The sequence below is a fragment of the Cellulomonas xiejunii genome (genome assembly GCF_024508315.1).
Lineage (GTDB): Bacteria > Actinomycetota > Actinomycetes > Actinomycetales > Cellulomonadaceae > Cellulomonas > Cellulomonas xiejunii.
This window is the reverse complement of record NZ_CP101987.1, coordinates 3158866-3181710: the sequence shown is the minus strand read 5'-3', so window position 1 is coordinate 3181710 and position 22845 is coordinate 3158866. Positions and strand designations below refer to the sequence as shown.

Annotated in this window: 19 protein-coding genes; 8 read left to right on the top strand and 11 right to left on the bottom strand. The window is 75.6% G+C overall.

The window, feature by feature from the left end; genetic code table 11:
- Window positions 1-67 precede the first annotated feature (67 nt).
- Window positions 68-1426, top strand: coding sequence for an NlpC/P60 family protein (locus tag NP048_RS14600; protein ID WP_227576347.1), 1359 nt, complete (start codon window positions 68-70; stop codon window positions 1424-1426).
- Window positions 1427-1482: 56 nt separating this feature from the next.
- Here NP048_RS14600 and NP048_RS14595 read toward each other — a convergent pair whose 3' ends face one another.
- A complete protein-coding gene (locus tag NP048_RS14595) occupies window positions 1483-2190 on the bottom strand; it encodes a response regulator transcription factor (protein ID WP_227576346.1) in 708 nt (235 codons plus the stop codon).
- Window positions 2191-2488: 298 nt separating this feature from the next.
- Here NP048_RS14595 and NP048_RS14590 point away from each other — a divergent pair, with 298 nt between their 5' ends.
- Together NP048_RS14590 and NP048_RS14585 are read left to right on the top strand one after the other, a co-directional pair.
- The gene (locus NP048_RS14590) at window positions 2489-4372 is read left to right on the top strand and encodes a dynamin family protein (RefSeq protein ID WP_227576345.1); all 1884 of its coding nucleotides are present in this window, start codon (window positions 2489-2491) and stop codon (window positions 4370-4372) included.
- A complete protein-coding gene (locus tag NP048_RS14585; RefSeq protein ID WP_227576344.1) occupies window positions 4369-5916 on the top strand; it encodes a dynamin family protein in 1548 nt (515 codons plus the stop codon). Before NP048_RS14590 ends, NP048_RS14585 begins: the two co-directional genes overlap by 4 nt.
- A gap of 102 nt (window positions 5917-6018) precedes the next feature.
- Here NP048_RS14585 and NP048_RS14580 read toward each other — a convergent pair whose 3' ends face one another.
- The 4 genes from NP048_RS14580 to NP048_RS14565 are packed head-to-tail and all read right to left on the bottom strand — an operon-like array spanning window position 6019 to window position 13173.
- Window positions 6019-8616: a PKD domain-containing protein gene (locus NP048_RS14580; RefSeq protein WP_227576343.1), complete on the bottom strand. Its 2598-nt coding sequence runs from the start codon at window positions 8614-8616 to the stop codon at window positions 6019-6021.
- Entirely contained in the window at window positions 8606-11035 is a 2430-nt protein-coding gene (locus NP048_RS14575) for a transglutaminase domain-containing protein (protein WP_227576342.1), read from the bottom strand. The genes NP048_RS14580 and NP048_RS14575 overlap by 11 nt, the downstream gene beginning before the upstream one ends.
- 4 nt (window positions 11036-11039) lie before the next feature.
- On the bottom strand, window positions 11040-12182 hold the full coding sequence (locus NP048_RS14570) for a DUF58 domain-containing protein (protein WP_227576341.1): 1143 nt from the start codon (window positions 12180-12182) through the stop codon (window positions 11040-11042).
- A 1-nt stretch (window position 12183) separates the two neighbouring features.
- Window positions 12184-13173, bottom strand: coding sequence for an AAA family ATPase (locus NP048_RS14565; protein ID WP_227576340.1), 990 nt, complete (start codon window positions 13171-13173; stop codon window positions 12184-12186).
- Window positions 13174-13384: 211 nt separating this feature from the next.
- Between NP048_RS14565 and NP048_RS14560 the strand changes: the two genes are divergently transcribed.
- Together NP048_RS14560 and NP048_RS14555 are read left to right on the top strand one after the other, a co-directional pair.
- Complete coding sequence (locus tag NP048_RS14560; RefSeq protein ID WP_227576339.1) at window positions 13385-14797, top strand: hypothetical protein; 1413 nt, start codon at window positions 13385-13387, stop codon at window positions 14795-14797.
- Window positions 14794-16278 carry an Hsp70 family protein gene (locus NP048_RS14555; protein ID WP_227576338.1) on the top strand — a complete coding sequence of 495 codons (1485 nt, stop codon included), beginning with the start codon at window positions 14794-14796 and terminating at the stop codon, window positions 16276-16278. The genes NP048_RS14560 and NP048_RS14555 overlap by 4 nt, the downstream gene beginning before the upstream one ends.
- 31 nt (window positions 16279-16309) lie before the next feature.
- On the opposite strand, the gene NP048_RS14550 is transcribed toward NP048_RS14555, so the two are convergent.
- The 3 genes from NP048_RS14550 to NP048_RS14540 form a co-directional block, all read right to left on the bottom strand.
- Complete coding sequence (locus NP048_RS14550) at window positions 16310-16996, bottom strand: YceI family protein (RefSeq protein WP_227576337.1); 687 nt, start codon at window positions 16994-16996, stop codon at window positions 16310-16312.
- A 127-nt stretch (window positions 16997-17123) separates the two neighbouring features.
- Window positions 17124-17678: an MOSC domain-containing protein gene (locus NP048_RS14545; protein ID WP_227576336.1), complete on the bottom strand. Its 555-nt coding sequence runs from the start codon at window positions 17676-17678 to the stop codon at window positions 17124-17126.
- A gap of 140 nt (window positions 17679-17818) precedes the next feature.
- Window positions 17819-18694, bottom strand: a complete 876-nt coding sequence (locus NP048_RS14540) for a formate/nitrite transporter family protein (protein ID WP_227576335.1) — start codon at window positions 18692-18694, stop codon at window positions 17819-17821.
- Window positions 18695-18938: 244 nt separating this feature from the next.
- Here NP048_RS14540 and NP048_RS14535 point away from each other — a divergent pair, with 244 nt between their 5' ends.
- Window positions 18939-19568: a DUF2238 domain-containing protein gene (locus NP048_RS14535; RefSeq protein ID WP_227576334.1), complete on the top strand. Its 630-nt coding sequence runs from the start codon at window positions 18939-18941 to the stop codon at window positions 19566-19568.
- 129 nt (window positions 19569-19697) lie between these two features.
- Here NP048_RS14535 and NP048_RS14530 read toward each other — a convergent pair whose 3' ends face one another.
- Both NP048_RS14530 and NP048_RS14525 read right to left on the bottom strand, forming a co-directional pair.
- The gene (locus tag NP048_RS14530; RefSeq protein WP_227576333.1) at window positions 19698-20108 is read right to left on the bottom strand and encodes a TIGR03618 family F420-dependent PPOX class oxidoreductase; all 411 of its coding nucleotides are present in this window, start codon (window positions 20106-20108) and stop codon (window positions 19698-19700) included.
- A gap of 116 nt (window positions 20109-20224) precedes the next feature.
- A complete protein-coding gene (locus NP048_RS14525; protein ID WP_227576332.1) occupies window positions 20225-21316 on the bottom strand; it encodes an NADH:flavin oxidoreductase/NADH oxidase in 1092 nt (363 codons plus the stop codon).
- A 691-nt stretch (window positions 21317-22007) separates the two neighbouring features.
- Between NP048_RS14525 and NP048_RS14520 the strand changes: the two genes are divergently transcribed.
- Both NP048_RS14520 and NP048_RS14515 read left to right on the top strand, forming a co-directional pair.
- Complete coding sequence (locus tag NP048_RS14520; RefSeq protein WP_227581317.1) at window positions 22008-22349, top strand: hypothetical protein; 342 nt, start codon at window positions 22008-22010, stop codon at window positions 22347-22349.
- Between the two features lie 44 nt (window positions 22350-22393).
- On the top strand, window positions 22394-22540 hold the full coding sequence (locus NP048_RS14515) for a hypothetical protein (RefSeq protein ID WP_227576330.1): 147 nt from the start codon (window positions 22394-22396) through the stop codon (window positions 22538-22540).
- On the opposite strand, the gene NP048_RS14510 is transcribed toward NP048_RS14515, so the two are convergent.
- A complete protein-coding gene (locus tag NP048_RS14510; RefSeq protein WP_227576329.1) occupies window positions 22531-22734 on the bottom strand; it encodes a hypothetical protein in 204 nt (67 codons plus the stop codon). The genes NP048_RS14515 and NP048_RS14510 overlap by 10 nt on opposite strands.
- Window positions 22735-22845: the final 111 nt, after the last annotated feature.

Below are 22845 nucleotides of genomic sequence, written 5' to 3'. Positions count from 1 at the left end.
CACGGGTGCTTCACGCCGTGTCCGGTTCATCCTGGTCGCCGCGGGGTCGCGGGCCTACCGTCGAGGCATGGCCGTGCTGTCGGCGCAGGAGATCTACCGCTTCGCGCGCATGGCGGGGTTCAGCCCCGAGCAGGCGCAGACGATGACCGCGATCGCCCTGGCCGAGTCTGGGGGGAACACCGGCGCGCACAACCCCGTCGGTGAGGACTCGCGCGGCCTGTGGCAGATCAACGTGGCCGCGCACAAGGACCTGGCCGGAGTGGACCTGTCCGACGCCCTGGAGAACGCGAAGGCCGCCTACCGGGTGTCCGGGCAGGGCGCCGACATCTCGCCGTGGACGGTGACGCACGGGGGTGCGGGCGCCCGCTACCTGCAGTTCCGTGACGAGGCGCAGGCGGCCGCCCAGCTCGCGGGTGACGCGCCCGGCGGGGTGTGGACCGGGACGGACGGGTACGGGCACGTCGTGGGAGCGGGCGGCGCAGGCGGTGACGCGCTCGCGGACCTCGCGGTGGCCGGGTCCGGTGGTCCCCCGGGGGGCGGGAGCCTGCTGCAGGCGTTCCTCGACGCCGCGACGGCCCAGGCGGGGGACCGGTACGTGTTCGGTGCGACGGCGAGCGTCGACGACGCCGACCCGAGCGTCTTCGACTGCTCGGAGCTGGTGAAGTGGGCGGCCGGGCGCCAGGGCGTCGACGTGCCGGACGGGACGTGGCTGCAGTACCTCGACCTCAAGGCGGACGGCGCGACGATGTCCGTCGAGGAGGCGATCAACACCCCTGGTGCCCTGCTGTTCTCCTTCCCGTCCGAGCCGCAGCCCGGTCAGGGCCGGCCGTCCAGCGCGCACGTCGCCATCAGCCTGGGCGACGGCCGCACGATCGAGGCGGCGAACCCCCGCAAGGGTGTGATCTTCGGGGAGGCCGAGGGGCGCTTCAACTTCGCGGGCTTCATCCCCGGGCTGACCGACGGCACCGTCGGGCCCGGCGGTGCGGTGGGGACCGACCCGGGCCTGGACTCCGACGGGGATGGCATCACGGACGTCCTCGAGCAGCGCCTCGGCCTCGACGCCTTCCTCGCCGACACCGACCTCGACGGGTCGTCCGACGGGTACGAGCTGCTCATGCTGCGGACCAAGGCCGACGCGGCGGACTCCGACGGCGACGGCGTGTCCGACGGTCAGGAGCTGCTGCTGGGGACCGACCCGACGCGCGCGGACACCGGTGCCGTCGCCGCCGGTGCCGCGGACGGCCCTGACACCGACGCGGACGGCCTTCCCGACGCGCTCGAGCAGGTGCTGGGCACCGACCCGTTCGCCGCCGACACCGACGCCGACGGCTTCGTCGACGGGGCTGAGCACCTGGCAGGCTTCGACGCGCTGGACGCCGCGAGCAACCCGCTCGCCTCCGTCGCCCCGGATGACCCCACGCTCTGACCACCGCTCCCGACGCCGCCGTCATCCGCGCTCGCCCGCCGGACGCGAGGGCGGCCTCAGATGAGGCCGTGGCGGACGGCGTACGCCACGGCGTGCGTGCGGTTGCGCAGCCCGAACCGGCGCGTGAGGTCCTGCACGACGACCTTGACCGTCCGCTCGGAGTACGACAACCGCCGCGCGATCTCCCGGGTGTCCGCACCCTCGCCGAGCAGCCGCAGCACCGAGCGCTCGCGGTCGTTCACGCCGGTGAGCGCGAGCACGTGCCCGGCCGCGCGCGGAGGTGCCGACGTGGGCTCGGACGCCGTCTGCGGCAGCAGCGCCGCCAGCAGGGCGACCGGCACGACGGCCTCACCGGACGCGACCGCGTGCAGCAGCGCGCCCACGGCCTCGGCCGTCGCCTCGCGACGCCGCAGCACCCCGACGGCGCCGGCCTGCACGACGAGAGCGACGGCCTCGGTGCTGACCTCGCCGACCACCAGCACGGGGCGGCAGCCGGGACGCGCTGCCAGACGCCGCACGGCGTCGACCGCTCGCGCCGTGACGGCCTCGAGAACGACGACGACCACCTCGGCCTGCGCCAGGTCCGCCGGCTGCTCGACGTCGACGTGCTCGACCTGCACGTCGGCGAGCGTGTCCATGACGGCACGCAGCCCGGCGCGCGTCAGGGCGTCACCGCCCTGTACGGCGACCCGCAGGTGCAGGGAGACGCCCGCGGTGTGGACGGACTCGAGCGGACGCAGCGTGTGCACGGACGCGGTGGTCATGCCCAGGAGCGTCCCGTCGACCCCTCAACGCAGCCTCCACACCGGGTCAACGCCCGCTCAACGTGGGGGTTTTCACCCGTCGCGCCGGGAGGAGGGCAGGGGTCGGGGGTGACCGGAGCGCTTTCGCGCGCGGGGGTAGCGGTCACTGGATTGCACTCTCGCCGTGGGGGTGGGGGTGGGGGTGACTGGATTGCACTCTCGCGGGTGGGGGGGTGGGGGTTGGGGGGGTGGGGTGCCTGTTGGGGCATGGTGGGGGTGCTCCGGTCGTGGGGGGCGGGGGTGGTGGGAGCATGCGGTGATGGGGGACGTGGAGCGGCTGCTCGACGCGGTGGCGGACGCCGCCGCCCGGGCCGAGCGCGCGGACCTGGTGCAGCGTGCGCGGGCCGCGCGGGCGCGGCTCGCGGACCCGGCCTTCCGGGTGGTGGTGTGCGGCGAGTTCAAGAAGGGCAAGAGCTCGCTGGTCAACGCGCTGCTCGGAGCGCGGGTGTGCGCGACCGATGCCGACGTGGCCACAGCCGTCCCGACGTACGTGCGGTGGGGCGAGCGGGTCTCCGCGCGGGTGCTCGCCGAGGAGCAGCCGGACTCCCCGACGCTCGGCGAGGTCGTGCCTGCCGACGTCCCGACGGCAGCGACCGGCCATGCCGTCCCCGTGCTGCCGGACGAGGCCACCGGCGACGACCGGACGGCGCACGGTGCGGGGACTGCCGGCCGGGCCGTGGAGATCCGCCTCCCGCGCGAGCTGCTGCGCGGCGGCCTCGTGCTCGTCGACACCCCGGGCATCAGCGGCGGGCTGGCGTCGTCGCACGCCGGTGTCGCGCTGCGGAGCCTCGCGGTGGCCGACGCGCTGCTCTTCGTCACCGACGCCGGCTCCGAGCTCGGTGCCGCCGAGCTGGAGCTGCTGCGGCAGGCGGCGGCCCTGTGCCCGGTCGTGCTGGTGGCCCTGACGCGCACCGACCTGTTCGCCCACTGGCGGCGTATCCGCGACGCCGACGTGCACCACCTGCGCGTCGCGGGCGTGCGCGCGGACGTCCTCGGGCTGTCGGCGCCCCTGCGCCACGCGGGTCTGCGCACGCAGGACCGCGACCTCCTCGCCGAGTCCGGCTACCCGGCGCTCGCGGCGCGGCTCCTGGACGAGCGGGTGCGCGCCGCCGGGACGGGTGAGGCGGCGGCTGCGGCGGTGGCAGCCAGCACCCTGGGCCAGCTCCTCACGACCCTGACCGCCGAGCGCGCCGCGCTGCACGACGACGCCACGGCCCGTGAGCGCCGGGCCGCGTGGGAGCAGGCGCGAACCCGCGCGACCGACCTGCGCGGGGTCGGCGCGCGGTGGCAGCAGGTCCTGTTCGACCGCACGTCGGACCTGGCCTCCGAGGTGGAGTCGGACCTCACGGTGCGGCTGCGGGCGCTGCGCCGCGACGCCGTCGCGCACATCGCCGAGCTGCCGGCAGCGCGGCTGGAGGCCGACCTGGGGCCGTGGCTCCAGCAGCGCACGACCGCCGCCCTGCTGGACCACCAGGCGCTCGTGCGCACGCACGCGGACCAGGTGGCCGACACGGTGGCCGAGCAGTTCGGCTCGGCGGCGTGGGAGCTGCGGCAGGGCGTCGCGACGGGCGGTGACGGAGCGGGCGGCGTGGACGTCGCGTTCGTCGCCGCGCCCGGGACCCGCACGTCGCGCCTGGACCTGGGGCTGGTCGCGCTGCGCGGCGGGTCGGCCGGCGCGATGATCAGCCACGGCGCAGGTCTGGTCCTGGGGCTCGCGCTGCCCGTCGTGCTGCCCGTGGCGGTGGTGCTGTCCGCGGTGCTCGCGGGCAGGTCGTGGCACGCCGCCCGCGAGGGGCAGCTGCGTGCGCTGCGCGCCGAGACCGAGCGGGCCGTCGGTGCGTACCTCGAGGAGGTCGACACCGCGGCCCGCAAGCAGAGCCGTGCGGCGGTGCGCGGCCTGCAGCGGCTCCTGCGCGAGACGTACGCGGCGCGCGCCGCGGAGCTGCTCGCGACGGCCACCGCGACGGTCGAGCAGCTGTCGACCGCGATCACGCAGGACGACGCGGCACGTCAGGCGCGGACGGCGCGGGTCGACGCCGAGCTGGCGAGGCTGCGCGATCTCGCGGCGCGCACGGAGGGTCTGCTCGCACCCCTGCTCGCCGCCCGGCGCGCGACGGTGCCGGTGCCGCAGGGGCCGACGTGACCGGCACCGTCGACGCGGTCCGCGGTCTGCTGTGCGACGCGGCCGAGGCGTACGCGGGTACGCCGCACGCGGCGGCGCTCACCGCCGCGAGGCAGCGCCTCGACGGGCCGCTGCGCGTGGCGTTCGCAGGGCGCGTCAAGGCAGGCAAGTCCACGCTGTTGAACGCCCTGGTCGGCCAGCGCCTCGCGGCCACGGACGCCACCGAGTGCACGCGCCTGGTCACGACGTACGTCGACGGGCCGGCGGCCCGGGCCTGGGCGGTGCTGCCGACGGGCGAGCGCCGGCAGGTCGCGTTCGTCCGGGAGAGCGGGCAGACCCGCGTCGACCTGGGTGCGCTGGCCGTGGAGGACGTCGCGCGCCTCGTCGTGGAGTACCCGTCGTCCCGCCTCGAGCGCCTGACGCTCGTCGACACCCCGGGGCTCGCGTCGGCGCGCGCGGAGGTGTCGGTGCGGACCCAGGACTTCCTGCTGGGGGACGACGAGGGCGCCGACGGCGCCGACGCTGTGCTCTACCTGCTGCGGCAGGTCCACGCGTCCGACGTCGACTTCCTGCGGGCCTTCCACTCCGAGGACGACACGTGGGCCGTCACACCCGTCAACGCCGTCGGGGTGCTGTCCCGTGCGGACGAGACGGGCGGCGGCCGCGAGGACGCGCTGGCGACGGCCGAGCGCATCGCGGCCCGGTACCGCCTGGACCCTCGCGTGCGGGCGCTGGTGCAGACGGTCGTGCCGGTCTGCGGGCTGCTGGGACTTGCGGCGGTCGAGCTCACCCAGGCCCGGTACACGCACGTCGAGGCGCTCGCGGGGGAGCCCGCGCATGTGCTGCTGTCGGCCGACAGGTTCCTGCGCGGCGACGGGTCCGTCTCCGCCGACGCGCGCGCGGTCCTGCTCGACGACCTGGGTCTGTTCGGGGTCCGGCTCGCGGTCGGTGCGGTGCGCGCGGGGACGGTCACCGACGCGGCGGGGCTCGCCGCGGTGCTGCGCGTCGCCAGCGGGCTCGACGACGTGCGTGACCTGCTGCTGCGCCGGTTCGTCGCGCGGTCGGGCGTGCTGCAGGCGCAGCGTGCGCTGCGGTCCGTCGAGAACCTCGTGGCCCGGGCTCCCGTCACCGGGGCCGACCGCCTGGCGCGGCGGTGCGAGGAGGTCGTCGCCGCCGCGCACGACCTGGTCGAGCTGCGGCTGCTCGCGGACCTGCGCACGGGCGAGCTGGACGTGGGCGACGACGACGCGCGCGACGAGGCGGAGCGCCTGCTCGGTGCGCAGGGCGACGACCCGCGCACGCGGCTGGGCCTGCCGCCGGCCTGCCCGGATGCGGCGCAGGACTGGTCGGCGCAGGACTGGTCACAGGTGCGACCGCCGCCGCCCCTCGGCGAGGACGGTGCGGTCACGTCCGCGCGGCCGGACGGCGAGCCCGAGGTGCGTGCGGCCGCCGTCGGTGCGTTGCGGGCGTGGCAGCGGCGGGCGGCGCACCCGTTCGCCGGGCCGGACGTGCGTCGGGTCGCCGAGGTGCTGCGGCGCACGTGCGAGGGGCTCGCGACCCGGTGACGGCGCGCGCCCGTCCCCGTGCGGGCGCACCGCCGGCCCTCCACCGGCGGTGCGCCCGTCCACGGTGGAGGGGGCGCGGGCGTGCCTGCTGATACGCGTCGTCTACCAGCAGCTCCACGAGTTGGTGCCGGCGGTGACCGGTGAGGGCGCACCGGACGAGTCGATCGCGCGGACGGTCCACCCCGCGCCGGACAGCGTCGCGGTGGGCACCTCCCGCCAGTACAGCGTGTCGGGCTGGCCGGAGCTCTGGGCCAGCGGGATGTCGGTCCCGGCGTTGGTCAGCACGACGTCCAGGCCGGCCTGGTCGCCGTCGCGGTAGCTCGCGTAGAACGTGGTGACGTCGCCGTTGCGCACGCACGTGGTGTACCCGCCGGGCATCTCCGCTGTCGCGAGGATCGCCGGCGGCACGTTCGCGACGACGTCCAGCGTCTTCTCCTGCGGGTTCGGGAGCTCCAGCCGGACGGTGACGGCGCCGGGGTTGCGGCCGTCCACCGGCGGGTCCCCGACGCGGGTGACCGTGAGGTACGAGTTGTCCGAGGGGGACAGGGTGTAGGTGCCGCCACCGCTGAGCCATGCCGGCACGACGAGCGTCACGTCCTCCTGGAGGCAGCCGGGGATCCCGACGACGACGTCGGCGGTCGAGCCGACCTGCGGCAGGACCAGCTCGGTGGTCTGCACCAGGAGGTCGCACACGTAGACGACCGGGATGTCGACCGACCGCGTCGCCTGGCTGCTGCCGGCGTCGACGGTCAGCGTGACCGTGAGCGTGCCGACACCCCCGACGGTGTCGAGCTGCAACGGGTCCCCGGGGGCCGGCGGTGCGAACGTCACCGCGCCCGTCGCGTCGTTGACCGCGGTCCACGTCCACGTCGCGCCGGGCGGTGCGTCCGCGACCTCCGCGACGACGGTCGCGGGCACGTGCTGCGGGTACTGCGCCGCGGTGCTCGCGAGCGACGTGATCGTCACCCCGGGTGGACGCACGGCGACCGGCAGGGTGCGCGTCGCGGTCAGCGTGCCGACCGTGACGGTCAGGCGCAGCTGGTACGTCCCCTCGGCCGCCTCGCGCGGCAGGGTGTGCGAGAACGACGTGGGCTGGTCCGACGTGGTCACGGGACCGCCGCCGGGGTCCGTGAGCGTCCAGGCCCAGGTGGCGCCGTCGGTGCCCGTGGCCGTCGCGGTGAACGTCGCGGGCTGCCCCAGGACGACCGGGTCGGGGGCCACGGACAGCCCGGTGACCTGCGGTTCGGCGGCTCCGCGCGTCGGGGTGGCGGACGGGTTGGTCCGCCCCGGACCAGGACGCGACCCGGGCGGGTCGCCTCGGCCCGGCCGGCCGCCGTCTCGTGCCGCGCCGTCCTGCGGCGCCCCGCCCCGCCCCGGCCGGTCCTCGTCCGCGTCCGGCGCGGCGTCCTCGGGCTGCCCCGCGTCCGGTCCGCCGGCCCGCTCGTCGGCGCCCCCCGCGGCCCCCTCGTCCTGCGGCACGACGACGTTGGTGCCCTCGCCGGTCGCCGGGTCGTACTTGTCGAGCGCGGCCTGCACCCACACGTCGCCGCGCAGCGTCAGCACGCCCGTGCGGTGCCCGTCGAGGTCGTCGTAGAACACCAGGCCGTCCTTGGCCTCGAGCACGACCCGGTGGTCCGGCTCGGTGAGCTCGAAGGTGGCGGTGGTGCTGTCGACGGTGTCGACGACCGTCGTCGTCCCGGTCGACAGGTCGGGGACGAAGACGTACCTGCCGGACTGCGCGAGGGGCCCGAACCGCGCGGTCGCCGGGTCGCCCACGGCGACCGTGCGCGTGCAGTCCTGCCGGTCGACGGCCGCCACGAGCAGCGCGCCCGCGACGGCCGCGTACACCTCGCGCGTCGAGCGCGAGCCGAGCAGCTGCGCCGTGTCGGTGGGCCGGGTGTCGAGGCAGCCGGTGGCGCGGGGGGTGCCGTCCAGGGCGGCGATCGTGCCGGTGCCGGGGTCGGCGAGCACCGGCCGCCCCTGCACGAGCAGCACCTGCGCGGTCGGGGTCGCCAGGGCAGTCCGGTGCACGGACTTCGCGGGTGCCGTCCGGCGGTCCGCACTGCCGTCAGCACTGCCGTCCGCACTGCCGTCCGCGCCACCGTCCGTGCTGCCCTCCGCGACGGTCGTGACGCTGCCGGCCCCGGCGTCGACGACCCACAGGTCGCCGTCGTCCGCGACCGCCGCCTGCCCCGGGCCGGGTTGCGCCGCGAGGGCCGTCTCGTCACGGACGTCGAGCGACACGGGGTCGACCTGGGTGACGGTGCGCGCACCGGCGTCGACGACGTGCACGACGTGCGGCGGACCCCCCGGCCCCGGGTCGTTCTGCAGGACGGTGAGCGGCTCGCCGGGGGTGCCGAGGGCGACGGGCCGCCCCACGGTCCACGTGCCGTCGTCGACGCGCGCGACCGTCCCGGCGTCCTCGTCGACGACGTACGTGCCACGGTGGGCCTGTGCGACGGACAGGGCGTGGCCGGCACCGGGCACGGACACGGCCGCCGCGATCTCCTCGGTCGGTCCGTCGACGAGCGAGAGCAGCCCGACGCCGGCGCTGACGACCCACGCGCCGCCGGAACGCTGGTCGAGGACCTGTGCGGGGTTGCCGCCACCGGTGACGGCGGCGAGCGCGAGGGGCGCGGCGACGACGAGCGCGGTGCCGCCGGAGAGCACCGCGCGCCTGCGCGTGCGTTCACCCGGCACGCCGCGCTCCGTCCTGCCCGCCGACCGGGACCGGCTCCGGGTCGGGCGTGCTGCCGGGACGCGCACCGGGCGCTGCCGCGTCGGCGACCGGCCGCGTGCGCGGCCCGCGCAGGGTCCGCGGGTCGACGGCCGCGAGCACCCGGCGCGGCAGGGGCGTGCGCGCGGCGAGCCGGCGGCGCACGTCGGCCTCCAGCGCCCACGCGCGCCGGGCGGTCGCGTCGGTCGGGTCGGCAGGCGAGCACACGCTCGCGGTGACGAGGGTGGCGAGCTCGGTGAAGGCGTCGGCCGCCGCGGCCGCGGCTCCGCCTGCGCCGCCGGCCGTGCGGGCGACCTCGAGGGGTGTGCGTGCCAGGGCGACGGGCACGCCGTGCTCGCGCAGCACGTCGCACGCCTCGCGCCAGGCCGCGGCGACCCGGCGTGCCGGGGTGCCGCGCGTGCGTCGCCGCGTGCGGCGCACGCTCTTGGCGAGCACCACCCCCGCGGCCAGCAGCAGCACGGCCAGCAGGAGCCCACCCACGACCAGGGCACCCGTGCGCGCCACCCGGGCGAGCACCCCACCGGCGACCTCGTTCCCCGCGTCCGTGGCGGTGTCGTCCGCCTGCGCCGGCTGCGCGACCGCGTCGGGGGCGACCTGCGGGACCTCGGGCTCCTCCTGCGGCGACTCGACGGTGTTGGTCACGTCGGTGGGCTCGAACGCGACCCACCCGTACCCGTCGAGCAGCACCTCCGGCCACGCGTGCACGTCGGTGCTGAGGACCTCGACGACGCCGTCGACGGCACGCGCCGGGTCGAGCCGGTACCCGACCGCGACCCGTGCGGGGTACCCGAGGGCGCGCGCGACGACCGCGAACGCCGACGCATGCTGCTCGGCGTACCCGTGGGCGGGGTCCTCGGTGCGCAGCAGCCGCTCGATCGCACCGTAGGAGTGCCCCGGCAGGCCCTCGGGGTCGTAGGGCTGCGCCCGCAGGGACGTGGCGAGCGCGTCGAGCTGTGCCCACGGGGTCGCACCGCCGGCGCGCGCCACGTCGGCGCGCTCGCCGACCCACTCGGGCACGTGGGGCAGGGCGACCAGGCCGGCGTCGCCGGGAGGTGGGGCGGCCTCCTGCACGCCGTCGAGGTGAGCCACGAGGCTCGTCACCGTGTACGACGTGTCCTGGACCCGGGGCGCGTCGTCGTCGGCGCCGGCCGGGACGAGCGTGCCGCTCACCTCGTCGAGCGCGGCCGTCGTGCCGGCCAGCGCCACGGGCTCGCCGACGACGGGCAGGAAGACGCCGCTGCCGGCGAGGACCTCGACGTCGAGCTGCACGGTGTCCGCGCCCGCGGTGTACGTCGTGCGGTGCGGCAGCTCGCTGCCCGCGAGCACGAAGCGCCCCGCCTGGGTCCACAGCGCGCCGTCGAACCGGTCGAGGGCGGCCAGGCGCACCTGCCTCACGTCGGCCGGGTCGCCGTCGGTCCGCACACGCACCCGGTACAGCGGCACGGCGGGCTCGGTGAGCTGGGGGCGGACCTGCACCAGCGGGCTCAGGCCCTGGTCGATCTGCACGGGCGGTTCGTAGACCGCGCGCGGGTCGGCGCGGTTGCTGCCGTCGGCCAGCGGCAGCGCGGACGTCCCGAGGACGGCGAGCGCCACGACGGCCGCGGCCCCCGGGAGGCCGATGAGCACGCGTCCGGCGGTCGAGTGGCGGCGCCGGGCGGCGAGGTCGACGCCGACGGCGTGCGCGTCGGCGAGGCTCGCGCCGTCGTCGGTGGACGCGCGGTTGGCACGGACGAGGACGAGCAGCCCGGCGGTGCCGAGCATCGCGGCCGTCGGCACCAGCGCCCACGTCTCGCGCCCTGCGGTCAGCGCGAGGCACGCCGCCAGCACGACGAGGGCGGGCAGCGCGACGCCCACGACCAGTCGGGTGCGCAGCACGAGCAGCACCGCTGCGTACGCGCCCGCGAACGAGAGCGCGACGGGCAGCGCCAGCAGGTCGGGCGTGGCGTCCGCGGGCAACGTGACGGTGAGCATGCGTGCCCAGCCGGAGAGCAGGCCGTCGCCGGTCGCACGCAGCGCGTCGGTGCGCGGCAGCCCGTACAGGGTCCGCGAGGCGTGGAGCCCGTACAGCTGGCCCACCGCGAGCACCACCAGCGCGACGGGCGCGAGCGCCCACCCGGGCAGCCGCCGCCACGTCACGAGCCACGCGAGCAGCGCCCCGACCAGCGCGGCGACCCCCACGCGAAGGGCCCAGCCCCACCCCGTGAAGAAGGGGGCGAGCGTGCTCGCGGCGGCCACCACGGCACCCACGGCCAGGACGGGCTCGGCCGCGCGGGCGACGGCGGGTCCCCAGCGTCGGAGGGCACGGGGTGCGGCGGCGGGCGCGGGACGCGACGGCCGCGGTCCGCGCTCGACGGTTGGTGGGGTCGGTGCGTGCGTGGTCACCGACTCACCCCCGCACCAGCGCGTTCCACACGGCCGGGAAGTCCTCGTCGGTGGCGACCCCGACGACGAGCGCACCGTCCAGCGGCGCCGCGCGTCGCCCGCGCGGCTGCGCGACCTGCACGAGCGAGACCATCTGGAACCGCCCGCGCACACGGGACACGACGGCACGCTCCGCCGCCGGCGGCTGGCCCGTGACGACGCCCAGCGAGACCCCCTCCTCGCGGGGCACCATCGAGGCGAGCGCCGGCAGGCCGGGGTCCTGGGCGGTGGCGTGCGCGGCCGCCAGCAGGTCGAGGACCTCGCTGCGGTCACGCGTGCGGTCGACCACGACCGTGTCCCCGGCGGTCGTCGACAGCTGCAGCGGGAACCGCCCGTCGACGGCGGCGACCGCGAGCGACGCGGCCACGCGGCACGCGTCCTCGAACGTGTCGCCCGGGTAGGAGACGGCGCGCGTGTCGAGCACGACCATGAGGCGCGGCTCGAACGGCACGACGTTGTGCCGGACCATCAGCACGCCCGTGCGGGCGCTGGCCTTGGCGTGGATGAGCCGGTGGTCGTCACCCGGCTCGTACTCGCGCAGCGAGTGGAACGCGATACCGCCGCGGGGCGCGCTCGACGACGTGGGGCCCTCGGCGTCCTGCGACCGGCCCGACGGGACCGACGCGACGTGGTGGATCCGCGGGTGCACCGTGAGCCGCCCGGTCGACGCGTGGTCGGACGCGATCCGCATGAGGCGCAGCGGGTCGCTGTGGCCGATCGCCAGCGGACCGACCGGGTACACGCCGCGCCGCGCGGTGGGCAGCGGGTACGCCGCGACGTGCGTCGCGTGCGGCCCGAGGCTGGGCAGCGGCAGCGTCACCGAGCGCGTCCCGACGTGTTCGGTCGCCAGGACCGGCGGGCTGCGCCGCCCGGCGGTGTTGGTCACGGTCAGCAGGCCCCGGGCGGTCTCGCCCTCCGCGACGCGCAGCGGCTGGACCTCGCGGCGCACCGTGACCGACGGGCGGTAGACCATCCACAGCCCGGCCGCCGCGAGCGCGAGCAGGCACGCGAGGCCGACTATGACGAGCTCCGGCCAGTCCGCGAGCCACCCGAGCAGCGGCAGGAGCACGCCGGCGACGGCGACACCCTGCCCCGAGCGCGTGAGCACGTCACACCTCGGCGCGCTGCTGCGGCACGGGCACGCTGGTGAGCACCTGGTCGAGCAGGTCCTCGGCCGTGCGGCCCTGGAGCTCGGCCTCGGGCCGCAGCACCATGCGGTGCGGCAGGACGTACGGCGCGACGACCTTGAGGTCGTCGGCCGTGACGAACGAGCGGCCCTGCGTGGCGGCCAGCGCCTGCGCGGCCTTGGCGGTGGCGATGGTCCCGCGCGGGCTGACGCCCAGGCGCAGCTCGGGCATGGTCCGCGTCGCGGCGGTCACGGTCACGAGGTACGCGAGCACGGCCGGTGCGAGGTGCACCTGCGACGCGATCTGGTTCATCTGCTCGAGGTCCGCGGTGCTCAGCACCGCGGGCAGGTCGTCGGTGCTGTGCCCGCCCGTGACCTGCGCGACGACCTCGACCTCGGCGTCGTGGTCCGGGTAGCCCAGGGACGCGCGCATCATGAACCGGTCGAGCTCGGCCTCGGGCAGGTCGTACGTGCCGCCCTGCTCCACGGGGTTCTGCGTCGCGATGACGACGAAGGGGCGCGGCACCAGGTACGGGATGGAGTCGACCGTGACCTGGCGCTCGGCCATGACCTCCAGGAGCGCCGACTGGGTCTTGGGCGAGGCGCGGTTGATCTCGTCACCCAGGACGATGTTGGCGAACACCGCACCCGGGTGGAACACGAACTCGCGCTTGCCCGCGTCGTACACCTGCACGCCCGTGACGTCCGACGGCAGCAGGTCGGGCGTGAACTGGATGCGGCGCATCGACCCGTCGATCGACTGCGAGATGGCCTTCGCGAAGGACGTCTTGCCCGTGCCCGGCACGTCCTCGAGCAGCAGGTGCCCCTCGGCGAGCATGCAGACCAGCGCCATGCGCACGACGTCGGGTGCGCCCCGGATGAACGACTCCACGTTGGCGGCGAGCGCGTCGAACTGCTCGGCGAACCACGCGGTACGGCCCTGGGCCGATGCGTCGGCGAAGTCGTTGTCCACGCCTGTCCTCCCCCTGGACGGCACCGGCGCAGCGCCGGTGCGCCACCGCAGGCGTCCGACTGACGTATCACCGGGCGCCGTGCGCGGTACCTGAAAGTTAGGACCACGCCGGGCGTGGGCAGATACGTCGGGCGGGCAGCATTCGTGCCCGTTGGGGCAGCGGGCCGGTCGGCGGGCCCGCGCACCGCGGGTGCGGGGGAAGGGTGCGGTCATGGACGTCGTCACGGACCCGGTGCTGGAGCTGGCCGACCGGGTGCTCGCCGTCGACCCGGGCGGCGAGGCGCGCACGCGCGTGACCGTGCACCACACCGGTGACGTGGTCGCCCAGTACCGGGTGGAGGTGCTGGGGGAGGCGGCGCGCTGGTCGACCGTGACCCCGCACCTGGTGTCGGTGCTGCCGGGCGAGGAGCAGGGGGTCACCGTCGACGTGGTCTTCCGGCCGCCGGCGCCGCCGGCCGCGCCCGCGGGCGACGTGCCGTTCGGGGTGCGGTGCGTGTCGCTCGAGCACCGGGACGTCGCCGCCGTCGTCGAGGGCGACCTGGTCGTCTCGCCCGTCCAAGGGCTCGACGCGCGCCTGCGGCCCGACGGCCCGGGCGGTGCGCGCGCCGGGCGGTTCCGCGTCGAGCTGCAGAACGTCGGGACGACGCCGCTGGAGGTGACGCTGCAGGTCGGCGACGCCGCGGGGCTCCTGCGGTTCGCGCTCGCGCCGCACCGTGCCACCGTCCCGGCCGGCGGCACGGTCGTCGCGCTGCTCGCCGTCGGCGCGCGCGCCCCGCGACTGCTCGGACCGCCCGTGCCGCACCCGTTCACCGTCACGTACGCCGAGGCCGCGTCCCTGCACGGCGGCGAGCTGACCGGCACGTGGGAGCAGCGCGCGGTCGTGCGCACGTGGTGGCTGGTCGTCGCGGCGCTCGTCGTCGCCGCGCTGGTGCTGGGGTGGCTGTGGCTGCGCGGCCAGGGTGGTGCGGTGGACCTCGCGGCGGGGTCGCCTCCGCCGGTGGTCCTGACGGCCGTCGAGCCGGGGCAGCGTCAGGTGCGCCTGGTGTGGGAGCGCAGCGCGTACGCGAGCGGGTACGTCGTGCGGGAGCGCACGGAGTCCGGCGAGGGCACCGGCGTGGAGTCCGTCGACGCGCAGGACCAGACGTCGTTCACGTGGCCCGAGCGCGAGCCGGGGGTCCACTGCTACGACGTCGCGGCCGTCGCGGGTGACGTCACGGGGCCCGCGAGCCCGCAGCAGTGCGTCGAGGTCACGGACGTCGCACCGACGCCGACCGCCGAGGCGAGCCCCACGGCGGCCGCGGGCGGGCAGGGCGTCCCGTGGGAGCCCGTGGGCTGGTACGTCGTGTTCAACTCGTTCTCCCTCGCCGACGCGGCGGCCGCGACCGCGCCGCAGGAGCTGCTCGCCCAGCTCCAGACCGCGGGAGCCACCGGGGTGCGCATCATGGACTCCCGCGGTTCCGTGGCGGTGGCCGACGGACCGGGCGACGCGGGCATGACGGTCGTCGTCAAGGACGGCTTCGCGACCGAGGCGGACGCGAGCGCGCAGTGCACGCAGTTCCGTGCGGTCGCCGGCTTCTGCATCACGCAGCCTCCAGCGGCCCCGGTTCCCGCGGTGACGCCGTGACGGGCTACACGCTGGGCGTGGACGTCGGCACGTCCCGGACGGCTGCGGCCGTCTGGCGCGACGGGCGCGCGACCACCGTGAACCTCGGCGACCGCACCGACACGATCCCCTCGGCGGTGCTGCTGCGTGCCGACGGCGCGCTGCTCGTCGGCGACGCGGCGGTGCGTCGCGGCGTCCTGGAGCCGGAGCGCCTCGCGCGGGGGTTCAAGCGTCGCCTGGGCGACCCCACGGGTCTGCTGCTGGGCGACGACGTCGTCGATCCCGTGGAGCTCACGGGCGCGGTGCTCCGGCACGTCGTGGACGCGGTGCGCGAGCGGGAGGGCGGGGAGCCCGACCACGTGACGCTCACCCACCCTGCCACCTGGGGTGCGCTGCGCCGCGACCTGCTCGTCGAGGCGGCGGGCCACGCGCGGCTGGCCGACGTCGGCCTGCTCGCCGAGCCCGTCGCCGCGGCCGTGCACTACGCGGCGCTCGACCGGCTGCCCGTGGGCGCGGTCGTCGCGGTCTACGACCTGGGGGGCGGCACGTTCGACGCGACCGTCGTGGTCCGCACCGCCGACGGGTACGAGCTGCGGGGCGAGCCCGGCGGCGACGAGCACATCGGTGGCGAGGACGTGGACGAGGCCGTGCTGCGGCACGTCGTCGCGGCGCTGGGGCGTGCGTGGACGTCGCTGGACGCGCAGGACCCGGCGGTGCTGGCGGCGCTCGCCGCCGTGCGGGACCAGTCGGTGCTGGCGAAGGAGGCGCTGTCCAGCGACGTCGAGGCCGCCGTGCCGGTGCTCCTGCCGGGCGTGACGCGTCAGGTCAGGATCACGCGGGGCGAGCTGGAGACGGCGATCCGCATTGACGTCCTGCGCACGGTCGACACCCTCGCGCGGACCGTCGCGTCCGCGGGCGTGCGCACGGCCGACCTGCACGCGGTGCTGCTCACCGGCGGGTCCAGCCGCATCCCGCTGGTCTCGGAGCTGATCGCTGCCGAGATCGGTGCGCCCGTGGTCGTCGACGCGCACCCCAAGTACGCCGTGTGCCTGGGCGCGGCCCTCAGCGCGGCCGGGCGCGTGCTGCCGGCCCCCGTCGTCCCCGCCGCGCCCACGCCGACGTCGCCGGGCCCCGTGTTCCCCGTGGCGGCGGGGCTGGGCGCCACGACGGAGGCGGGCGAGGTCGCGGTCCGGCTGCTCGGCGACGACGTCGCAGACGCCGTGCCCGCGGGCGAGGAGCGGCACCTGCTCGCGGCGCCCGAGCCCTCGGGGGTCGTGCTGGCGGCGACGCCGCAGGACGCGGGCGTCGTGCTCCCGGTCGACCAGGCGGTCCGCACGCGCGAGGTGCGCGGCGCGCTGCGGCACCTCGCGCAACGGGACGACGTCGAGGTGACGTGGACGGGGGACCGGCGGCGCGGTGCGCTGCTGGCGCTCGCGGTGCTGCTGGGCGTCGTCGCGGTCGTCGGCGTGCTGGTCGTGGCCTCGCTCGCGCGCGGGGCGTGAGCCGGGTCGTCGCGGCGGGGTGGACCCGGCGTCAGGCCTGGTGGACGGCCTCGCCGGAGATCTCGATGCGCACCTTCTTGCCGACGAGCCAGCCGCCGGCCTCGAGCGCGACGTTCCACACCAGGCCGAAGTCCTCGCGGTCGATGTCCGTGACGGCGTGGAACCCGAAGATGTCGCGGTCGTACGGGTCGCGTCGCGCCCCGCCGAAGTCCATGCGGAGCGTCACCGACCGGGTGACGCCCTTGACGCGCAGGTCGCCGGTGACGTCGAACTTCATGCGGTTGCGGTCGGCGCGCTCGATCGTGGACGAGGAGACCCGACGCCGGTCGGCGTTGTGGTTGCGCAGCCGGGCCCACTGCAGGATGGCGTCCTGCTCGCCGCGCCACGCGACGTCCGTGCTGCGGAACTCGATCATGGGGTACTGCGCGACGTCGAGGAAGTCGGCGCTGCGCAGGTGGGTGTCGCGGTCCTCGTGGTGCGTCGTGAGGCTCTCGGTCGCGATGACGGCGGTCACCGACGAGTGCAGCGGGTCCTCGCCGACGACGATCGTGGCGGCCGCGCGGGCGAACTCGCCGCGCACGGGGCTGACCATCATGTGCTGGGCGACGAAGCCGACGCGCTTGTGGGCGTCGTCGAGCTCGTACGTGCCGGGGTCGGGGATCGTCAGGCCCTGCCACTGGCGGACGGGTCGGTCCGTGGTCGGCATCGGCTCGCTCATGTCGTCGTCCCCACGTCGGTCGGTCGTCGTCGCTCCCCGCCGCCCCGGCGTACCGCTCGAGCGCGCGAGGACGTGGATCAGAGAAGATTCAACCACCTCTGGGGCGATTTGCCCGGATCTGGAACGTTTAGCGTCCGCCGAGCAGGACCTCGCGCACCGTCGGCGCGTCCGGGGGCGCGGCGCTCTCCACGACGACCTCGTCGCCCACCTGGACCGACCCGCGCTGCACGACCCGCAGGTACGCGCCGACGCGACCCGCGTCCCGGAACCGCCGGACCCACCCGCGCTCGTCGTCGCCCCCGACCCACCGCGCGAATGTCGCGCAGGGTGTGCGCGGTCCCGTGACCTCGAGCACCACGTCCGCGCCGACGCGCCACCGCTCGCCGACCCGCGCCGCGTTCGGGTCGAGCCCCGCGACGCGCAGGTTCTCGCCGAACCACCCCGGCGGCAGGTCGCGACCCAGCTCGCGCGCCCAGTGGTCGGCGTCGTCCTGGCCGTAGACGTACACGGCCTGGTCCTCGCCACCGTGGTACTTGCGGTCGGCCTGCACGTCGGCCCGCAGGCCGTAGCGCCCGACCCGTACGGGCCCGGTCACGGCCCGCTTGTCGATCGCAGTCACCCCGACGGGGCCGGGGTCGGGGCGCAGGGCGTGCACGACGCAGACGGCGAGGATCGAGGGCACGTCCCCAGGGTAGGACGCCTCGACGGGACGGCTGGAACGGCGTGACCGGACGGTGGCATGGCACGTTCGCGCAGGTCCTGCTGCTGCTCGCGCGGCGGACGGGTGGGCGGCGCGCGGACCGGCCTGTCGCGCGCGCCGGGTCAGACGAGCTGCTCGCGGGTCTCGTCGAGCGGCCCGTCCGCCGCGGTCGGCGGGACGGCCGGCGCCACCGTGCCGCGTCGGGGACCGGTGCGTCCGTGCGTGGCGTACAGGACGAGCCCGGTGAACGTCAGCCCGCCGACGAGGTTGCCGAGGACCGTGGGGATCTCGTTCCAGACGAGGTAGTCCATGACCGTGAACTGACCGCCCAGCATCAAGCCCGTCGGGAACAGGAACATGTTGACGACCGAGTGCTCGAACCCCATGGCGAAGAACAGCATGATCGGCATCCACATGGCGATCGCCTTGCCCGGGACGTCCTTGGCGACCATCGCGCCCACCACCCCGGTGGAGACCATCCAGTTGCACAGCACACCCCGCACGAACAGCGTCAGCATCCCCGCGGCGCCGTGCTCCGCGTAGCCCAGGGTCCGGCCCTCGCCGATGTGGCCCAGCGCGACGCCCACCGCGTCGGGCTCGGTGGAGAACCCGTACGTGAAGACGATCGACATGAGGACGGCGACGGTGAGCGCGCCGCCGAAGTTGCCGAGGAACACCAGGCCCCAGTTGCGCAGCACGCCCCGCCCGGTGACGCCCGGGCGCCTGTCCAGCCACGCGAGCGGCGCGAGCACGAACACGCCCGTGAGCAGGTCGTACCCCAGCAGGTACAGCATGATGAAACCGACGGGGAACAGCAGGGCGCCGATCAGCGGCGAGCCGGTCTGCACGCTCATCGACACGGCGAACGCGGCAGCCAGCGTGAGCAGCGCACCGGCCATGTAGGCGCGCAGCAGCGTGTCGCGCGTCGACATGAAGATCTTGGCCTCGCCGGCGTCGACGAGCGACGTGACGAGGTCGGACGGCTTGACGTAGGACATCTTCGGCCCCCGGGGCGACTGTCGGTCGACCGCGGTCGCGGCCGCCGTCGACGCTAGGAGCCGGGGGTTACGGAACGGTTCGCCGGACGTGCCCGTCGGGTTGCGGTGTGCGCTCACGACCCGGCGCCGCCCTGTGAGGTCCTGCGGCGGGTCCCCGCGTCAGGAGGCTCGCCGTGCGGGGCGTGCCGCCCCGACGTAGCGTCGCCGCAGGCCGGGCGTGTCGGCCCCGACGTGGAGGTGCGGCATGACGGACCGGACCACCCCGTCCGCCGTGCGACGGCTGGTCGCCGGGCCCGGGGGTGTCGTGCGCGTCGCCGGTGTGCTCTGCCTGCTCGTCGCGCTGGTCGTGCGCGGGCCCGTCGACACGGCGCTGTTCGCGCTCGTGCTCGCGGGGCTGATGGTGCCGCCCGCTGCCGGGGCGCCGCGCTGGCTGGACGCGGCGTACGGGGTCGGGCTGCTCGCGGCGGCCTGGTCCGGCGCGCTGGAGCTGTACCAGGCGGTCGCGTGGCTGGACGTCGTCATGCACCTGGTCGTCACCGGCCTGGTCGCTGCCGTCGCGTACCTGCTCCTCGCGCGTCGGACGGGTGCGGTCGTCGACGCGCGGGCCGTCGCGACGCGCGCCGGGAGGATCGGGCTGGTCGTCGTGACGGTCGGCCTCGGCCTGACGCTGAGCGTCGCGTGGGAGGTGGGGGAGTACCTCGGCAACGCGTACATCGACCCGGAGATCTACGTCGGTTACGAGGACACGGTCGGTGACCTGGTCGCGGGCGGTCTGGGGTCGGCGGTCGCGGGGCTGTGGCTGACCGCGCGGCGCGGGCGCCGGGGGACAGCCCCTGTCGCCGACGCGTCGCACGGTGCGCGATCCGCGACCTGAGCGTCGGCACGGGCGCCTCGCAGACCGCCGCGACGAACAGTGCCGCGCAGGCGTTGTCCGTGGCTGAGGGCTTCACGCGCGACGACGGCTTCTGGGCGTGCTCGACGGCGGTCCGGCCCCGGCGCCGACTCAGTCCCGCTTCGCCGCGCCCCACCCGTGCCAGTGCTCGACCTCGAAGCGCACGCTCACGCGCGGCCGGTCGCGCACCGGGTACGGCTTGCCGCCGTAGTGCGTCGAGAGCCGGTCGATGTCGACCAGGTCGACGTCGTCGACGATCTCGACCACGCGCCCCTGCACGCTCACGTGCGTGTACCAGTCGTCCTCCGCGAGCGCGGTCAGCGAGACGTGCGGGTTCTCCCGCAGGTGACGCAGCCGCGCGCGGCCCGCGTCGAGGTTGAGGAGCACGCGCCCGTCGTCCTCCAGCAGGTACCAGGTGGCGACGGTGACGGGGTACCCGTCGGGGTGGACGGTCCCCATGACCGCCGGGTTGGGGCGGGCGAGCAGCTGGGCGACGTCGGCGGGCAGCGGAGGCTTCGGCACGGTGGGTTCCTTCACGACGAGGTGGGACCTCATCCTCGCGCGGGGGCTCCGTGGAGCGGAAGTGGTCACATCGGTGGTGCTGCGCGGGCGTGGATGGCCGCAGGTGCGACCACTTCTCAGAGGAGGGAGCCGGCTCGGGCGTACTGGCGGGGGAGGGGGAGGTCGACGCCCAGGGCCCGTGCCGCGCGGTGGGGCCAGAACGGGTCGACCAGCAGGGGCCGGGCCAGCGCGACGGCGTCGGCGGACCCGTCCGCGACCACCTGCTCGGCCTGCGCCGGGTCGGTGATGGCACCCACCGCGATCGTCGGCACGCCGGCCTCGGCGCGCACGCGCGCGGCGTACGGCACCTGGTAGCCCGGCCCGCCGGGGATGGCCGCGCGCGGCAGGTTGCCGCCCGTCGACACGTGCACCATGTCGACGCCCAGCGGCGCCAGGTCGCGCGCGAGGCGCACGGTGTCGTCGCCCGTCCACCCGGCGGGCTCCACCCAGTCGGTCGCGGAGACGCGCACCAGCACGGGCATGTCCTCCGGGACGACCGCGCGCACGGCCGACGTCACCTCGCGCACCAGGCGCGTGCGGTTCTCGAACGAGCCGCCGTACGCGTCGTCGCGCACGTTGGAGTCCGGCGAGCAGAACTGGTGCAGCAGGTAGCCGTGCGCCGCGTGCACCTCGACCACGTCGTACCCCGCGGCGACCGCGCGACGTGCCGCGGCGGCGAACGCCTCGACGACGTCCGCGATCTCGTCGGTCGTCAGCGCGGACGGCGTCGGGGACCCGTCGGAGAACGGCACCGCGCTCGGGCCCACGACCGGCCACCCGCCGGCGTCGGCACCCACCGGGCCGCCGCCGTTCCACGGTGCGTCGGTGCTCGCCTTGCGGCCCGCGTGCGCGAGCTGGAGGCCCGCGGCCACGCCCTGCGCGTGCAGCAGGTCGACGACCCGCCGGTGCGCCGGGACCTGCGCCTCGTCCCAGATCCCCAGGTCGAACGGGGTGATACGCCCCTCGGGGACGACCGCCGTCGCCTCGACGATCACGAGGGCGGCGCCACCGGCCGCACGCGCGCCGTAGTGCTGCACGTGCCAGTCGTTCGGTGCGCCCGCGTCCGGGCCGTCCGCCGCCGCCGAGTACTGGCACATCGGCGCCATCCACACACGGTGGGCAAACGTGGTGCCGCGCAGGGTCAGGGGCGAGAAGAGGGCGGAGGGCATGTCCTCAGTCTGACCGGTGCCGCCCGGGCCCGCGTGGGTCGCGCCCGTTCACGTGTCCGACGTCACGGGCGTGCGCGATGAGACAGGGCTCGCACGCGCCGTCGAAAGGCGCTGCCTCGTGGACGTGCGACCGCCGGTCTCGAGCGTCTGGGTCGCCGCGAGCTCGATGCGGGTGAAGTCCGGCATGAACCAGGGCGATCCCCGCGAATGCTCCACCGCGCGCCCGCGGCGTCGCTACTGTCCCTTCCAGCCGTCACGGTCGACGGCGTCGGCAAGCGGTCCGTCAGGTCCGGGCTGCGGGTCTGCCAGGGGGCTGGGGTCACCGATACGCCAGAGGTGGCACGACGTTGGGCACGACATTCATGGTTCCGGCGGGTCGGCGTGGTGTCACGGCTGCGCGACTTCGCCACGAATCGCGCCATGTGACGCAGCGGAGGATGCTCGGGGCTGCCATGCCGATCGCTTATCTCGCATCAGGTCAGAATCCACTCAAGGACCGATTCGACATTGGCGCGGGCTTGAAGGATGGTGGCTGCAGGTGAAGCGAATCATTGGTGCAACGACATCAGTCGTCGCTCTTCTCGGTTGCGCTTCATGCGCACTGCCGTCGCAGCCGGACGTCTCTCCTATCGGGATCGGGTGGCAGGACGACTCAGTACTCGTGCTGCTCCCGGCGTGTCCAGGTGTCGAGGTGGAATCCGTGGTCGTGACACCACTCATAGGAGATGACTTTGACCCTGATGAGTCTCACGCGTGGCGCGCGACCGGGTACCGCGGCCCAACGGGGGGAGGGGTGCTTCTTGCTGCTGCGGAGTGGCGAACCGCCACGGGCGCTTCTCCGGACTGGAGCGGGGCATTCGGCATCGACCTGGTTGTCGACGGAGAGGATCTCGGGACAGTGGTCTACGAGGAGGAGCTGTCTTCCGTCGCTCCACGACCTGGAGAGTTTCTCGTGGAGGACGAGACGATGACGAAGGAGGAGTACCTGAGCGACTTCCGCCCAGACACCTGCCCGTCACAGGACGCTGCCTGAGGACGGAGGCGGAGCGGGGTTCCTCGCTTCAACGAGGCTCATCGGTGCTCGCCGAGAACGGCCTCGAGCGCGCCGAGGGCCGCGTCGGCCAGGGGGTCGCGCTCGTCGTCGCGGCAACCGTGCGTCACCCGGTGCAGGCAGGCGGCCTCGACGAAGCCGTAGAAGGCCCACAGTGCGGCTGCTACCGGTGAGCGCCCGGCCCCGCCTCGGCGGACTCGGTCCAGCCGGACGCCTCCAGCGGCGAGCACCCGGGGACGATCCGCTGCGCCAGCGACGGGACGCGGACCGGCGGCGGCGTGCGCCTCACGAGGCCGAGGGCCAGTGCGAGTGCTCGCTCGCCGTCGCGCTGGATGTCGCTCGCCGTCAGAGCGGTGATCGTGCTCATCGGGTCCCCCTGCCCTGGTCGTGTGCGCTGTCGCGCCTCCTACGTCATATCGGTCAGGAGGACGCAGCGGTTGACCTGATTCACCCGAGGGACGATCGGTGCGCGGTTGCA

Coding starts and splice junctions, on each gene's coding strand:
- NP048_RS14540 (WP_227576335.1), bottom strand. CDS start 18,694: ATGTCCTACGTCAAGCCGTCCGACCTCGTCACGTCGCTCGTCGACGCC.
- NP048_RS14510 (WP_227576329.1), bottom strand. CDS start 22,734: ATGAGCACGATCACCGCTCTGACGGCGAGCGACATCCAGCGCGACGGC.
- NP048_RS14600 (WP_227576347.1), top strand. CDS start 68: ATGGCCGTGCTGTCGGCGCAGGAGATCTACCGCTTCGCGCGCATGGCG.
- NP048_RS14550 (WP_227576337.1), bottom strand. CDS start 16,996: ATGAGCGAGCCGATGCCGACCACGGACCGACCCGTCCGCCAGTGGCAG.
- NP048_RS14535 (WP_227576334.1), top strand. CDS start 18,939: ATGACGGACCGGACCACCCCGTCCGCCGTGCGACGGCTGGTCGCCGGG.
- NP048_RS14560 (WP_227576339.1), top strand. CDS start 13,385: ATGGACGTCGTCACGGACCCGGTGCTGGAGCTGGCCGACCGGGTGCTC.
- NP048_RS14590 (WP_227576345.1), top strand. CDS start 2,489: ATGGGGGACGTGGAGCGGCTGCTCGACGCGGTGGCGGACGCCGCCGCC.
- NP048_RS14525 (WP_227576332.1), bottom strand. CDS start 21,316: ATGCCCTCCGCCCTCTTCTCGCCCCTGACCCTGCGCGGCACCACGTTT.
- NP048_RS14595 (WP_227576346.1), bottom strand. CDS start 2,190: ATGACCACCGCGTCCGTGCACACGCTGCGTCCGCTCGAGTCCGTCCAC.